The organism is Acinetobacter sp. Ac_3412 (assembly GCF_013072675.1).
Lineage (GTDB): Bacteria > Pseudomonadota > Gammaproteobacteria > Pseudomonadales > Moraxellaceae > Acinetobacter > Acinetobacter higginsii.
The window spans coordinates 213,099-226,894 of record NZ_LXUJ01000012.1; the positions used below are offsets into that span (position 1 = coordinate 213,099).

The window sequence follows — 13,796 nt, forward strand, 5'->3', positions numbered from 1 at the left end:
CTAATCGAAGATGTCACAAGACATGCAGAAAAATACCAAATTTAACGCTTGGCTTGATTACTCACGCAACCTATCAAATTGGCGAAAAGCATCAAACTTGCCAATGTTTATCATCATTGCACTGACACTTAAATTGAGTACACTCGATAAACAACAATTTTAAGGTGATACAAGGAAAACCTATGAGCGAGGCCTACATTATTGATGCCATTCGCACACCACGCGGAAAAGGGAAAAAAGACGGCTCACTTCATGAAGTCAAACCGATTACTTTACTCACATCATTACTCAATGAATTACAACAACGCCATCAACTTGATACGTCAAAAGTGGATGACATCGTTTTAGGTTGTGTTACCCCGATTGCAGACCAAGGCGGTGATATTGCTAAAACTGCAGCCATTGCAGCTGGCTGGAATGATGATGTTGCTGGTGTGCAAATCAACCGTTTCTGTGCATCTGGTCTGGAAGCAGTCAATTTGGCAGCACAAAAAGTCCGCTCTGGTTGGGAAGATATCGTCGTCGCAGGCGGTGTGGAGTCCATGTCACGTATCCCGATGGGCTCTGATGGCGGCCCATGGGCACTTGATCCTGAAACCAACTTAAAATCGTCTTTTGTACCACAAGGCGTTGGTGCAGACTTGATTGCCACTTTAGACGGCTATAGCCGCGAAGATGTCGATACGTTTGCAGTCGGCTCACAACAAAAAGCAGCGGCAGCACAGGCCAAAGGTTATTTCGATAAATCCGTCGTTCCTGTTAAAGATCATTCGGGTGTACTGATCTTAGAAAAAGATGAATTTATTCGAGGTGCGACCACCGTTGAAGGCTTAGCAAAACTGAATGCCAGCTTTGAAATGATGGGACAAATGGGCTTCGATGCGGTTGCGCTACAGAAGTATCCTGAAGCACAAAAAATTAACCATGTGCATCATGCGGGTAACTCATCAGGCATCGTTGATGGCGCTGCGATAGTATTATTGGCTTCTGAAAAAGCCGTCAAAGAACAAGGCTTAAAACCACGTGCCAAAGTATTGGCAACGGCATTGGTGGGGACTGACCCGACCATCATGCTGACAGGCCCTGCCCCTGCTGCACGTAAAGCCTTAGCCAAAGCGGGCTTAACGATTGATGATATTGACCTATTTGAAGTCAATGAAGCCTTTGCTGCCGTGGTGATGCGTTTTATCAATGAACTCAACGTTCCAGCCGAGAAAGTCAATGTGAATGGCGGTGCAATTGCGATGGGTCATCCGTTGGGTGCAACAGGTGCCATGATTTTAGGAACTTTGTTAGACGAGTTAGAACGTCAAGGCAAAAAACGTGGCCTAGCCACATTGTGTGTTGGTGGTGGAATGGGGATCGCCACCATTATTGAGTTGGTGTAAGGAGCACAACATGAGCGCTATTAAATACGAAAAAAACGCTGACAATATTGTAATTCTTACCCTTGATTCATCGGGTCAATCTGCCAATACCATGAATGCAGAATTCCGTGATTCACTCAATGAAGTCAGCCAAAAGCTTAAAACAGAAACGGATCTAAAAGGCATTATTTTCCGTTCCGCCAAGAAAACCTTCTTTGCTGGTGGTGACTTGGATGAGCTGATTCAAGTACAACCTGAACATGCCACTGAATTTTTCAAAATGATTGAAGAACTCAAGGGTGACTTACGTGCGATTGAAACTTTAGGTGTACCCGTTGTTGCTGCCTTAAATGGTACGGCGCTCGGTGGTGGTTGGGAAATTGCTTTGGGCTGTCATTACCGTATTGCCATCAATGATCCAAAAACCAAATTTGGTTTGCCTGAAGTGACCTTAGGCTTGCTGCCAGGCGGTGGCGGTATCGTGCGTATGGTGCGTTTACTTGGCTTACAAAATGCGTTTCCATTTTTAATGGAAGGTAAGCAATTTGGCGTGGATAAAGCAAAATCACTGGGTTTGGTACATGACACTGCTGAGAATGAACAAGAGCTATTAGATAAGGCCATTGCTTGGGTCAAAGCCAATCCCAAATCCCAACAGCCTTTTGATGTCAAAGGCTACAAGATCCCAGGTGGTGATCCGAAAACGCCTGCTGTAGCACAAGTGCTTGCGATTGCCCCTGCAATGCTGCGTGATAAAACCAAAGGCTGTTACCCTGCGCCTGAAGCGATCATGGCTGCTGCGGTTGAAGGTGCACAGGTTGATGTTGATACCGCTTTGCGTATCGAATCACGTTACTTTACTCAACTCACGGTCGGTCAGATTTCTAAAAATATGATCGGCACTTTTTGGCATGGTCTCAATGCAATCAAGTCTGGCGCAAGTCGCCCTGCGGATGTTGCAAAATGGCAAGCGACTAAAGTGGGTGTGTTAGGTGCGGGGATGATGGGTGCAGGCATTGCCTATTCAACTGCAATCAAAGGCATCCCTGTAGTTTTGAAAGATGTCTCTGTTGAAAATGCTGAAAAAGGCAAAGCCTACTCACAAAAATTACTGGATAAACGTGTTTCACAAGGCCGTATGACCGTAGAAAAGCGTGACCAAGTCTTAGCACTGATTACTGCAACGGCGAATGCGGCAGATTTGCAAGGCTGTGACCTGATCATCGAAGCGGTGTTTGAAAACCAAGAACTGAAAGCCAAAGTGACACAAGAAGCTGAACAATATTTGGCTGAAGGTGGAATCTTTGCATCGAATACCTCTACCCTACCAATCACTGGTTTGGCGACGGCAAGTAAAGATGCTCAAAAATTCATTGGACTACATTTCTTTAGCCCAGTCGATAAAATGCAATTGGTCGAAATTATCAAAGGTAAACAGACCTCTGCTGATACATTGGCCAAGGCTTACGACTTTGTTCAGCAAATTGCCAAAACCCCAATTGTAGTGAATGACAGCCGTGGCTTCTTCACTAGCCGCGTGTTTGGTACTTTCATTCAAGAAGGGATGCGTCTACTTGCAGAAGGTGTACATCCAGCCAAAATTGAAATGGCAGCACTGAAAGCAGGTATGCCGGTTGGCCCACTTGCCATTCAGGATGAAGTCTCTCTAACCTTGACTGAACATGTTGCAGCAGAAACCCGTAAAGCCCTGCAAGCGGAAGGCAAAGATTTACCGAAAACCCCAGTGGATGACGTGGTACACACCATGATTCACGAGCTGAACCGTAAAGGTAAGGCTGCAGGTGCAGGTTTCTATGACTATCCTGAAAATGGTAAAAAACATTTATGGGATGGGCTCAGTCGTTGGCAGAAAGACAATAGTATTTCTGAACAAGACATGATTGACCGTTTCCTGTTTGTACAAGCACTGGATACTTTACGCTGCTATGAGGAAGGCGTTTTAGAATCTGTGATTGATGCCAATGTCGGTTCAATTTTCGGAATTGGTTTTGCTCCATGGACAGGCGGTGCCATTCAATTCCTGAATCAAAATGGGATTGAAAAATCCTTGCAACGTGCTGAGCAACTGGCGGAACAATACGGTGAGCGTTTTACACCACCAAAATTATTGAAAGAAAAAGCACAGCAAAATACTGTGATTCAATAATCTCGATTTAGCCAAGCCAATTAAGGCCCGTATGGAACTCCTTGTCTGTACGGGCTTTTTTATGCGCTCGACAAAATCACAGCAAAACATCTGAGTAATGCATCACAATTTATGCTATAACTTTCTCAATTCTGCTTTATTTTTTTGCATCATTTGGAAATTTCTTATGTCTGAAAAACTCTGCCCAGAAACTTCGCCTTGGGGTTGGAAAGCATTAATTATCACCACAATTCTCAGTGTACTGTTTATGGTGATTTTCTACTTGGCCATTAATAATGAACCAGATTATATGCCAATGAATCAAAAGAAAGCAGCTACCCCAGCTGAAATGTCACAATCATCAGTGACAACAGAAACAGGGGCAACGGAAGCACATCAACACAATCACTAAAGTGTTATTGTCGAATATGATAAATCCGTGTAAAACATGGGTTTATCATGATATTCGAGATTTTCAATGCTTCAACAAAATCGTCAGGCACTGGTCGTTGAAGGCGGTGGAATGCGCGGTGCGTTCACCAGCGGTGTCTTAGATGCATTTTTACAGCAACAATTTAATCCTTTTGATCTCTGTATTGGCGTCTCTTCTGGTTCAACCAATGTCGCCAACTACCTCGCGGCACAGCAAGGCCGTACCCTACAAATTTATTTAGATCATTCGCTCCGCACTGAATTTATCCAATATGGTCGCTTTTTCAAAGGTGGTGACTTACTGGACTTAAAATGGATGTGGGATGTGGTAGAACAAGAGCATCCGCTCAATCAAGCTCATCTATTTGCCAATCATCCTGAATTTTATATGGTATTGACCCATGCCATTTCAGGTGAAGCCACCTATATCAAAGCGTCCAAAGACAATATCTTAGAAGGTCTAAGAGCATCCAGTTCAATTCCAGTCTTAACTCGGCAAGCGGTTGAAGTCTTCGGTGAGCCTTATTTTGATGGCGGTGTTGCAGATGCCTTACCCGTGCATTGGGCAGCGCAACAGCATGAGGTTTCCAAGTTAATGGTACTCAGAACTCGTCCAAAAAATTATTATAAAGCCAGCAGTAAAGGTGATCAGTTCCTTGCCAAATACCTATTTAAGCAGCAACGTGGTTTTGCACACAGTCTTTTGACTCGTACCCAACGTTATAACGCTGCCGTCGAATTTACTCGTACACCCTCGGAACAGAAAATCTTGGAAGTTTGCCCCCCTGATTTAAAAAATATGGCAGGTCGACTTTCAAAGAATAAAACCAAGATACGCTATAGTTATGAGGTAGGAATAGAAACAGGTTTAAAGGCAATTGAGGACTGGAACAAGCTTTAATTCTTATACAAACACATCCAATTTTCCTTTGGATGGCGAAGCGTTTTTTCTTAGTTCAACGATGGCAGCATCTTTGGTCTACGCGTCCCTATCCAAAGTGTGAGCCAATTTCTTATTCAAAATTTCCACTTGGCAAATCAGCCTCAAAAGGCGCAAAATCTAGTTTTATGTTTTGTTATTTTTGGAATTTATTATGAATAATCAACCATCCCCCAAAAAAGATTCAAATGAAGAAACCGTATTGGGATGGAAATTTGTCATTATTGTCGGTGTGCTCAGCACGATCTTTTTAAGCTTTTTCTATTTGGCCATGACCCAAGAACCTGATTATATGCCAGGCGCACAACGTAAAGCGCAACAACAGGAACATGCTCAAAATAGCTCTTCAGCGAGTTCTGAAGTGGCTGCCCAAACTCAGCAACAGCCATAAACTCAGTCCAATTCAAGCTCATTCACTTCATTCTGAATTTACTGTAGAAGTGGCATCCGCATTTCAATATGAGGGATGCCACATTCATCATATTCATCCCCTTGCACCACAAAACCAAGCTGCTGATAAAATGACATCGCATGGACTTGTGAAGACAAATGCAGGAATGCACGTTCCTGCTGCTTCGCAAAGGCAATAATATCCAGCATGATCATTTGACCAAGACCTTGCCCCCGATAAGCCTTAAGCACAGCAACGCGCCCCACACTATTATTTTGTAATAATCGTGCTGTCGCAATCGGCTGATCCTGATCATAGATAACAAAGTGTTGTGAGATCGCATCTTGCTCATCCCACTCATCCGCTTCAGCAATACCTTGTTCCTGAATAAAAACCAATGTTCGGATCAATTTCGCATCTTGCTGTAATTGATCCCAATTTCCCTGTTTGACTTGGTACATCGTTTTCTCTGTTTTAATTAACACTTACAGCCAATATTCTCGACTGGCATCTGATCTTGCAATAATAATTCCAGACTCTGTTTTTCAATGCCATACATGGCTTTTAACGCTTGAATCTGCTGAATGATTTTGGCATCAGGTTGTTGAATATCTTTGCGCTTGGTCGCAAGAATCATTTTATTCTTACTGGTATGCTCCAAAGACACAAACTCAAAAACTTTGGTTTCATAACCATAAGCTTTAAGCAGTAATGCACGTAATGTATCCGTTAACATTTCAGCCTGTTGTCCTGCATGAATGCCGAATTGCAACATCGGCTGTAACACCTCTGGACTTTGTAGCTGTGGACGGAGTTCCTTATGGCAACACGGTGCGCACATAATCATCGATGCATTCAGACGAATACCAGTATGAATGGCAAAGTCAGTCGCAATATCACAGGCATGCAATGCAATCATCACATCTAACTTTTCTGGCTGATAGCTACGCACATCCCCTTCAAAGAAATCCAGATGACTAAAACCCGTTTGATCAGCCACATTCTGGCAAAACTCAACCAGATTCGAACGCAGTTCAACCCCCGTAATTAACGGTGTTTTCTGCTGCGCCTGCAAATAGTCATATAAGGCAAAAGTTAAATAGCCCTTACCTGAACCAAAATCAACAATATTCAATTCTTGCTGTGAAGCGTCAATCTGTTCATACGCATGCGAAAAGATTTCAATAAATTTATTAATCTGTTTCCACTTGCGTGCCATGCTTGGGATAATTTTCCCTTTTTCATCGGTAATCCCGAGATGCTTTAAAAATGGACTTTGCTGTTGTACATAACGCTGCTTTTCACGATCGTGCTGCTGTTGCCCGACTTTGTCGGTAGATGCCTGTTTCTTCTGAGTGTTCAACATGGCTTTCTTCTTATTTTTCTTCAGTTGAACGTCTTGTTCAGTACTAAAGAGATTGGCTTGCTTAGACAGACTCAATAACTCAGCAATCTTTTCCAAACCTTCGGCAATACTATAATTTTTAGTGATGTCTTGTGTGGTGTGATGGTATAAGCAAGACAAGTTTGCCTGTCCCTGCAGTTCAATCACACGAAATGTCATCTTTTCTAGTTGCGCTATTTCGCCTTTGTACTGACTCAAAATCAGGCGGTCAAAGCTTTTATTTTCAATAGATTGCTGGATATCCAAGAAAAACTGCTGTTCTTGTTCAAAAGAAAAATTCGGCGCAAACATAATGAAAACCTGACAAATAGAAACTAAATTTTAAAGCGTCTTACTTTAAAAGGGAAATTGCATTACGATACAGTTGTATTTTTATGCAACCAGATCGCTTGATGAACACAAACACATTGCTGGACTATGACCCCAAAGAAGAACTGATTAATGCCTATAGCCACGGCGCTGGCGCAGTACTGGCTTTAATTGCCTCAATCTTTTTGATCATCAAAGGCTATGGCCTGCCTTTAGGGCAATGGATCAGTTTATGGGTCTATGGCTTTAGCTTGGTACTGTTGCTCAGTAGTTCCATGCTGTATCACTTTGCCCAAGATGAACGTAAACGTTATTGGTATAAAAAACTGGATCATACCGCGATTTACTATCTGATTGCAGGCACCTATACCCCTTTTCTCAGTATTGCCATTCCAACCGCCAAAGCGCATTACTTACTAATCGCCTTATGGGCCATTGCTCTGATCGGTACTTTGTTCAAACTGGTATTCATTCATCGCTTCCAAAAACTTTCTCTAGCCGCCTATTTAGTCATGGGTTGGCTGGCTGTTTTGGTGATGGATGATATGCAACGTTACTTGTCTCGAGAAGCGGTGCAACTACTGATTGCAGGTGGTTTGGCTTATACCATCGGCACATTGTTTTATGCCTTAAAAAAGGTAAGATATACCCACGCAATTTGGCATGTTTTTGTGCTATTAGGCGCAGGATTACACTTTTTGGCAATCTACTGTTATGTATTATAAGTCCATATATAGCATTAAGTTTTCGAAGTAAAACTGCACATTCAAAAGGAATTTTCAAGACAACCGCTATTCTGTTTCTTGAATGAATAACATGAAGGTCTTGTATGTCGTCAAGCACTACGACTGCCACCCCAGAAGTGGCCAGCAATTCAAAAGTACGGGTATTATTTGCTAGCCTTGTCGGTACGACAATTGAGTTTTTTGACTTTTATATCTACGCCACAGCAGCAGTACTCATTTTTCCACACTTATTTTTCCCTGAAAGTAGCGATGGCGCTGCGGTGCTCAAGTCACTTGCGACCTTTGCGATTGCTTTTATTGCCCGCCCAATTGGTGCTGCAATTTTCGGACATCTCGGTGACCGAATCGGACGTAAAGCCACATTGGTCGCTGCTTTACTGACGATGGGTATTTCAACTGTCTGTATCGGCCTACTACCAACCTATGCACAAATTGGCCTTGCTGCGCCTCTATTGCTTGCCTTATGCCGTTTGGGTCAAGGTTTAGGCTTAGGTGGTGAATGGAGCGGTGCGGTACTGCTTGCCACTGAGAATGCACCAGAGGGCAAGCGTGCTTGGTATGGTATGTTCCCACAACTCGGCGCACCAATCGGTTTCATCCTTGCAACAGGCTCATTTTTATTACTCAATGCTTTTATGTCTGAACAAGCATTCATGACATGGGGTTGGCGTATTCCATTTATTGCAAGTGCTGTGCTGGTTTTGGTCGGTTTATACATCCGTTTAAAGTTGCATGAAACCCCCGCTTTCCAAAAAGTATTAAACAAGCAAAAAGAAGTGAATGTCCCGTTTAAAGAGGTCATGACCAAGCATTTACCAATGTTGGTGCTCGGGACAATTGCAGCAATCTGTACTTTCGTGGTGTTCTATCTCACCACCGTATTTGCCTTGAACTGGGGCACCACCAAGCTCGGCTATGCCCGTGGTGAATTCCTAGTATTGCAACTGGTAGCGACTTTATGTTTTGCTGCCTTTATTCCCCTATCTGCAATTTTTGCAGAGAAATTTGGCCGTAAAAATACATCAATTGCGGTATGTATTCTTTCAGCCTTGTTCGGACTATGTTTTGCGCCACTACTCGGCTCAGGTAGCCCAATTCTGGTGTTCTTGTTCTTATGTATCGGTCTTTCGATTATGGGCTTAACCTATGGTCCAATTGGTACCGTATTGTCAGAAATCTTTCCAACTTCAGTTCGCTATACAGGCTCAGCTTTAACTTTTAACTTGGCAGGCATTTTCGGCGCATCCTTTGCACCGTATATCGCAACCAAGTTGGCAGAAAGTTATGGCTTAGGCGCAGTTGGTTTATATTTAAGTTTGGCTTCCATTTTATCGTTAATCGCATTTTTAATGATTCGTGAAACCAAGCATGATGATGTAAATAACCAAATTTAATCATTATTTTTCAGATGATCTGCGAAAAATACACGCTTAGATCATCTGAAATACCATTCAATTGCATAGTTTTTATCTTATAAAGTTGCGCTTAGGGCTGCATTCTTCCAAATATTTTTTGTGCTAAAATAACCGCCTTCATTTTTTTTAGACGATTGTGTTATGTACGCAGTGATTATCGTTGCCGTATTTTTAGTCAGCTTTTTGTATACCTATTTACGGGGTAAAGAGCGCTTAAAAGCATCTCGACAATTATTTGACCATTCGACATTTTTAGCACCGATCAACATGTTTATGACGGGCTTTTCTAAGTTGCCGAATCAGGCTTTCTTCGATGTGGCACAGTTCCCAGAACTGAAACCATTGCAGGATAACTGGCAAGTGATTCGTGAAGAAGCCATTCAACTGCAAAATCAAATTAAAGCTTCTGAAAAAAACAATGATGCAGGCTTTAATACCTTCTTTAAACGAGGCTGGAAACGCTTTTATCTGAAATGGTATCAAGATAGTCATCCATCTGCTCATCAACTCTGTCCAAAAACGGTAGCGTTACTGGAAAGTATTCCATCAGTCAAAGCTGCCATGTTTACCGAATTGCCTTCTGGCAGCTACTTAGGTAAACACCGTGATCCCTATGCAGGATCGGTACGTTATCATCTTGGTCTAGTGACACCCAATAGCGATGATTGCTTTATCGAAGTCGATCAAGAGCGTTATAGCTGGAGAGATGGTGAAGCTACCGTCTTTGATGAAACCTTTGTGCATTGGGCTGAAAACAAAACCGATGAAACCCGTATTATCTTATTCTGTGACATCGAACGCCCGATGAAATGGGGTTGGGCACAAAAGTTTAATCACTGGTTTGGTCGTAATGTCATGTCTGCGGCAAGTTCGCCCAATGATGACCAAGACAAAACTGGTTTTATTAACCGTATTTTTAAATACGGCTATGCTGTGCATCACTATGGCCGTGGCCTAAAAGAGCGTAATCGCCCACTTTACTACGTATCAAAGTGGCTGCTTTTTGCTATCCTGATTGGCTTAATTTTATTACCAAGCTTTTTATAATAAAATTCTTCCATAAAAAAGAGATGCAATTGCATCTCTTTTTTTATTCCAAACAAGTTGAAATTAATTTGCTTTAGCAGTCTGAGTACCTGCAGTTTGTGCCGCAGCCGCATTAGCCGCCTGAACAGCTGTTTCACCAATTAAAGCAATCTTCGCTTTCTCTTGGCTTTGTGCTGATAATGCAGGGTTTGATGCCACAATACGGTTAATATTTGCTGAGTTTGCAGGTGCGATTGCAGCAGTTTGCAATACGATTGGGCGGTTGCCTGTATCACCTAGGGTATAGCGAATGCCAGTACGTGGACTAATCACAGTTGTTACTTCACGCTTGACTTGCGCTTCAGCTGTATTGGTACCTTTTGCTGCCAATACTTTATCCACAGTTGTGGTTTGTGGTGCATCGTCTGCAAATGCAAAACCAGATACCGCCGCAGTTGCCAAAATTAAAAGTTGTAATGGTTTTTTCATTGTCTTCCCGCTTTTAATGCGAACTCAATCAAGATCTGTAAGTCCAATAATGAAACTACAAAGCGTGCTTGGACTCAAGTAAATTCTCGTAAAAAAAGCAGAGGCTGATGCTCTGCTTTTTTTATTTCAGCTTAAATCAAGTCATGAACTTAGATTTTACCGTGACATTGTTTGTATTTAAGACCTGAACCACATGGACAAGGTGCATTACGACTTTCTGGTACTGGGAATGCATTTTCTGTCACTTCAGTTTCTTCAAAAGCAGTGACTTCACCCGTTAAGCCATCAACATCATCATGTTCGAAAGACAAACGCATTGATTCAGCCTGACGTTGTTGCTGTGCTTCAAGTTCAGCTAACTCTTCTGCTGTCGGCACATGCACACGAGAAAGATCCGTCACGACATCAGACTTGATCACACCCAACATATTCACAAACAAGTTAAAGGCTTCTTTCTTGTATTCTTGCTCAGGATTCTTCTGCGCATAACCACGTAAATGAATACCTTGACGCAGATAATCCATCGCCGCTAAATGATCTTTCCAATGGCGATCAAGTGAATTCAACATAAAGTGACGTTCAAGCATTGCTGCTGATTCATCACCCATTTGTTCACGGCGTTGACGATAACGTGCAATTACTTCATCAGTAATACGTGCAATCAAACCTTCCTCATCTAAACGACGATCTTGGTCTAGCCATTGCTGTACAGGCAAGTCAATGCCTAAATCTGCATGTAAAGCATTTTCCAAGCCTTCGATATCCCACTGATCATGCACCGACTCAGGTGGAATAAAGTCCGCTATTAAGCCCTTCACCACTTCTTGATGCATTTCTTCGATGTAATCTTGTAAAGTGCTTTCAGCCAATACTTCATCACGTTGCGAATAAATGATCTTACGTTGTTCGTTGTTTACATCATCGTATTTCAATAAGTTCTTACGAATATCAAAGTTACGTGCTTCAACTTTACGCTGCGCATTTTCGATTGAACGACTGACCATTTTGTGTTCAATGGCTTCACTTTCTTGTAAGCCCATCGCACGCATCATGGCAACCACACGATCACCCGCGAAGATACGCATCAAGTCATCTTCAAGCGATAAATAGAAACGAGATACACCTGGGTCACCTTGACGACCGGCACGACCACGTAACTGGTTATCAATACGACGTGATTCGTGACGTTCAGAACCAATGATATGCAAACCACCCGAACTTAAAACATCTTCGTGATCTTTTTCCCATTGTGCTTGTAAGCGGGCTTCATCTTCAGGCGTTGAATTTTCAATTTTGGCAAGCTTGGCTTTCCAGTTACCACCCAGCAAAATATCTGTACCACGACCCGCCATGTTGGTCGCAATCGTCACCGCATTTGGACTACCCGCTTGCGCAATAATATCCGCTTCACGTTCGTGCTGTTTTGCGTTCAAGACTTCGTGATGAATACCTGCTTGTAGCAACTTAGAAGACAAGATTTCACTTGCTTCAATGGTTGCAGTACCAATCAAGATCGGTGCAACACCCTGCTGACGAATATTGGTAATTTCTTCAATAATCGCGGTGTATTTACCATTACGGTTTAAATAAATTAAATCGTTATGATCCTTACGAACCATTGGACGGTGCGTTGGAATAATGACAACATCTAGGCCATAAATTTCTTTCATTTCCGCAGCTTCAGTATCGGCAGTACCTGTCATACCTGAAAGCTTTTTATATAGACGGAAATAATTCTGGAAAGTTGTGGTTGCAAGCGTTTGGTTCTCAGGTTGAATTTCCATGCTTTCTTTGGCTTCAACCGCTTGGTGCAAGCCTTCTGACCAGCGACGACCAGGCATGGTACGACCCGTGCTTTCATCCACAATAATGACTTCTTCTTTCTGAGTCTGTGGATTAACGCCAATAATGTAGTGCACATTCTTTTGATAAAGATAGTGTGCACGAATAGCTGCAGTGACATGGTGAACTAAATTCAGGTTAGTTGCTGAATAAAGACTCTCGCCTTCAGCCAACAAGCCCATTTCAATCAGTTTTTGCTCAACCGTTTCATAGCCGACTTCAGTCATTTCAACTGAACGTTGTTTCTCATCGACCCAGAAATGCCCACCATCAGCCACTTTTTCTTCTTTCTGTGGACGTAATGTTGGAGGAATATTATTAATAAGCTGATAAAGATGAGATGAATCTTCACTTTGACCAGAAATAATTAATGGCGTACGTGCTTCATCAATTAGAATTGAGTCGACTTCATCGATGATGGCATAGCTTAAACCACGCTGCTTTTTCTCTTGTAGAGAAAACACCATATTGTCACGTAGATAGTCGAAACCGAATTCGTTATTGGTACCGTAAGTAATATCAGCAGTATACGCTTGTGCTTTTTCAGCAGGCATTTGCATGGAGTAAATCACACCAATGCTCAAGCCTAAGAATTCGAATAATGGACGGTTTAACTCAGCATCACGTTGTGCCAAGTAGTCGTTCACCGTAATCACATGAACGCCTTGACCGCTTAATGCATTAAGATAACAAGCCAAAGTACCCATCAGGGTTTTACCTTCACCTGTACGCATTTCGGCAATTTTACCTTCGTGCAAGGTAATACCACCAATCAACTGCACGTCATAATGGCGCATGCCCATGACACGTTTTGCTGCTTCACGACACACCGCAAACGCTTCTGGCATTAACTTATCTAAACTTTCGCCATTACTAAAACGTTGTTTGAATTCTGGAGTTTTTGCAGAGAGGTCTGCATCGTTAAGAGCAGATATCGTCGGTTCAAGCGCATTAATTTGTTCAACAATTTTACGCATGCGTTTGAGCTCGCGCTCATTTTTTGTACCGAAGATACCTCCGATCAGACTTGCCAACATGAATAAACTCTCTAATCCTGTTTGTTATAAGGTTTGTCAATTTCAACAAACCCTAGGTCGGTTAATTTTTTCTTAGCTGTTATTATGGAGTCAGAAATAAGAACTACAAGTGCTTTGCATTCAAACAGGCAAAAAAATCTGCGAGGCGATTCTGACATCACACAACCAAAGAGCGTTAATGTAGCAAATTTGCATTTAACTTACATCGATTTGAATGTGTATTTCTGATCATTTTTTAGCATCACTACTTA

The 13,796-nt window shown here is 42.3% G+C and carries 12 protein-coding genes; 8 read left to right on the top strand and 4 right to left on the bottom strand.

Going from position 1 to position 13,796, the window contains the following annotated elements; translation table 11 throughout:
* Positions 1 to 182 precede the first annotated feature (182 nt).
* From A7P54_RS16305 to A7P54_RS16325, 5 genes are all read left to right on the top strand, one after another.
* Entirely contained in the window at positions 183 to 1,388 is a 1,206-nt protein-coding gene (locus tag A7P54_RS16305) for an acetyl-CoA C-acetyltransferase (protein WP_171550188.1), read from the top strand.
* Between the two features lie 10 nt (positions 1,389 to 1,398).
* Positions 1,399 to 3,534, top strand: coding sequence for a 3-hydroxyacyl-CoA dehydrogenase NAD-binding domain-containing protein (locus A7P54_RS16310; RefSeq protein ID WP_171550189.1), 2,136 nt, complete (start codon positions 1,399 to 1,401; stop codon positions 3,532 to 3,534).
* Positions 3,535 to 3,700: 166 nt separating this feature from the next.
* On the top strand, positions 3,701 to 3,925 hold the full coding sequence (locus A7P54_RS16315) for a hypothetical protein (RefSeq protein ID WP_005206131.1): 225 nt from the start codon (positions 3,701 to 3,703) through the stop codon (positions 3,923 to 3,925).
* 66 nt (positions 3,926 to 3,991) lie between these two features.
* Positions 3,992 to 4,846, top strand: a complete 855-nt coding sequence (locus A7P54_RS16320) for a patatin family protein (protein WP_171550190.1) — start codon at positions 3,992 to 3,994, stop codon at positions 4,844 to 4,846.
* Positions 4,847 to 5,039: 193 nt separating this feature from the next.
* Positions 5,040 to 5,276 (top strand): hypothetical protein, encoded by a 237-nt coding sequence (locus tag A7P54_RS16325; protein WP_005206134.1) that lies wholly within the window; start codon positions 5,040 to 5,042, stop codon positions 5,274 to 5,276.
* A gap of 38 nt (positions 5,277 to 5,314) precedes the next feature.
* Here A7P54_RS16325 and A7P54_RS16330 read toward each other — a convergent pair whose 3' ends face one another.
* Both A7P54_RS16330 and A7P54_RS16335 read right to left on the bottom strand, forming a co-directional pair.
* Positions 5,315 to 5,737 (bottom strand): GNAT family N-acetyltransferase, encoded by a 423-nt coding sequence (locus A7P54_RS16330; protein WP_171550191.1) that lies wholly within the window; start codon positions 5,735 to 5,737, stop codon positions 5,315 to 5,317.
* A 17-nt stretch (positions 5,738 to 5,754) separates the two neighbouring features.
* Positions 5,755 to 6,972, bottom strand: a complete 1,218-nt coding sequence (locus tag A7P54_RS16335; protein WP_171550192.1) for an SAM-dependent methyltransferase — start codon at positions 6,970 to 6,972, stop codon at positions 5,755 to 5,757.
* Between the two features lie 101 nt (positions 6,973 to 7,073).
* Between A7P54_RS16335 and A7P54_RS16340 the strand changes: the two genes are divergently transcribed.
* From A7P54_RS16340 to lpxO, 3 genes are all read left to right on the top strand, one after another.
* Positions 7,074 to 7,715 carry a hemolysin III family protein gene (locus A7P54_RS16340; protein WP_171550193.1) on the top strand — a complete coding sequence of 214 codons (642 nt, stop codon included), beginning with the start codon at positions 7,074 to 7,076 and terminating at the stop codon, positions 7,713 to 7,715.
* A 104-nt stretch (positions 7,716 to 7,819) separates the two neighbouring features.
* Positions 7,820 to 9,130, top strand: coding sequence for an MFS transporter (locus A7P54_RS16345; protein WP_171550194.1), 1,311 nt, complete (start codon positions 7,820 to 7,822; stop codon positions 9,128 to 9,130).
* Between the two features lie 162 nt (positions 9,131 to 9,292).
* Positions 9,293 to 10,198, top strand: a complete 906-nt coding sequence (lpxO, locus tag A7P54_RS16350) for a lipid A hydroxylase LpxO (RefSeq protein ID WP_005206139.1) — start codon at positions 9,293 to 9,295, stop codon at positions 10,196 to 10,198.
* 63 nt (positions 10,199 to 10,261) lie between these two features.
* Here the strand turns inward: lpxO and A7P54_RS16355 are convergent, their stop codons facing one another.
* Both A7P54_RS16355 and secA read right to left on the bottom strand, forming a co-directional pair.
* Positions 10,262 to 10,666 carry a hypothetical protein gene (locus A7P54_RS16355; RefSeq protein ID WP_004802827.1) on the bottom strand — a complete coding sequence of 135 codons (405 nt, stop codon included), beginning with the start codon at positions 10,664 to 10,666 and terminating at the stop codon, positions 10,262 to 10,264.
* A gap of 149 nt (positions 10,667 to 10,815) precedes the next feature.
* Positions 10,816 to 13,545 (bottom strand): preprotein translocase subunit SecA, encoded by a 2,730-nt coding sequence (secA, locus tag A7P54_RS16360; protein WP_004802826.1) that lies wholly within the window; start codon positions 13,543 to 13,545, stop codon positions 10,816 to 10,818.
* Positions 13,546 to 13,796 lie beyond the last annotated feature (251 nt).

Bases quoted from the DNA above. Each gene is read 5' to 3' on its own strand.
- A7P54_RS16305 (WP_171550188.1), top strand. From the start codon at position 183: ATGAGCGAGGCCTACATTATTGATGCCATTCGCACACCACGCGGAAAA.
- A7P54_RS16310 (WP_171550189.1), top strand. From the start codon at position 1,399: ATGAGCGCTATTAAATACGAAAAAAACGCTGACAATATTGTAATTCTT.
- A7P54_RS16315 (WP_005206131.1), top strand. From the start codon at position 3,701: ATGTCTGAAAAACTCTGCCCAGAAACTTCGCCTTGGGGTTGGAAAGCA.
- A7P54_RS16320 (WP_171550190.1), top strand. From the start codon at position 3,992: ATGCTTCAACAAAATCGTCAGGCACTGGTCGTTGAAGGCGGTGGAATG.
- A7P54_RS16325 (WP_005206134.1), top strand. From the start codon at position 5,040: ATGAATAATCAACCATCCCCCAAAAAAGATTCAAATGAAGAAACCGTA.
- A7P54_RS16330 (WP_171550191.1), bottom strand. From the start codon at position 5,737: ATGTACCAAGTCAAACAGGGAAATTGGGATCAATTACAGCAAGATGCG.
- A7P54_RS16335 (WP_171550192.1), bottom strand. From the start codon at position 6,972: ATGTTTGCGCCGAATTTTTCTTTTGAACAAGAACAGCAGTTTTTCTTG.
- A7P54_RS16340 (WP_171550193.1), top strand. From the start codon at position 7,074: ATGAACACAAACACATTGCTGGACTATGACCCCAAAGAAGAACTGATT.
- A7P54_RS16345 (WP_171550194.1), top strand. From the start codon at position 7,820: ATGTCGTCAAGCACTACGACTGCCACCCCAGAAGTGGCCAGCAATTCA.
- lpxO (WP_005206139.1), top strand. From the start codon at position 9,293: ATGTACGCAGTGATTATCGTTGCCGTATTTTTAGTCAGCTTTTTGTAT.
- A7P54_RS16355 (WP_004802827.1), bottom strand. From the start codon at position 10,666: ATGAAAAAACCATTACAACTTTTAATTTTGGCAACTGCGGCGGTATCT.
- secA (WP_004802826.1), bottom strand. From the start codon at position 13,545: ATGTTGGCAAGTCTGATCGGAGGTATCTTCGGTACAAAAAATGAGCGC.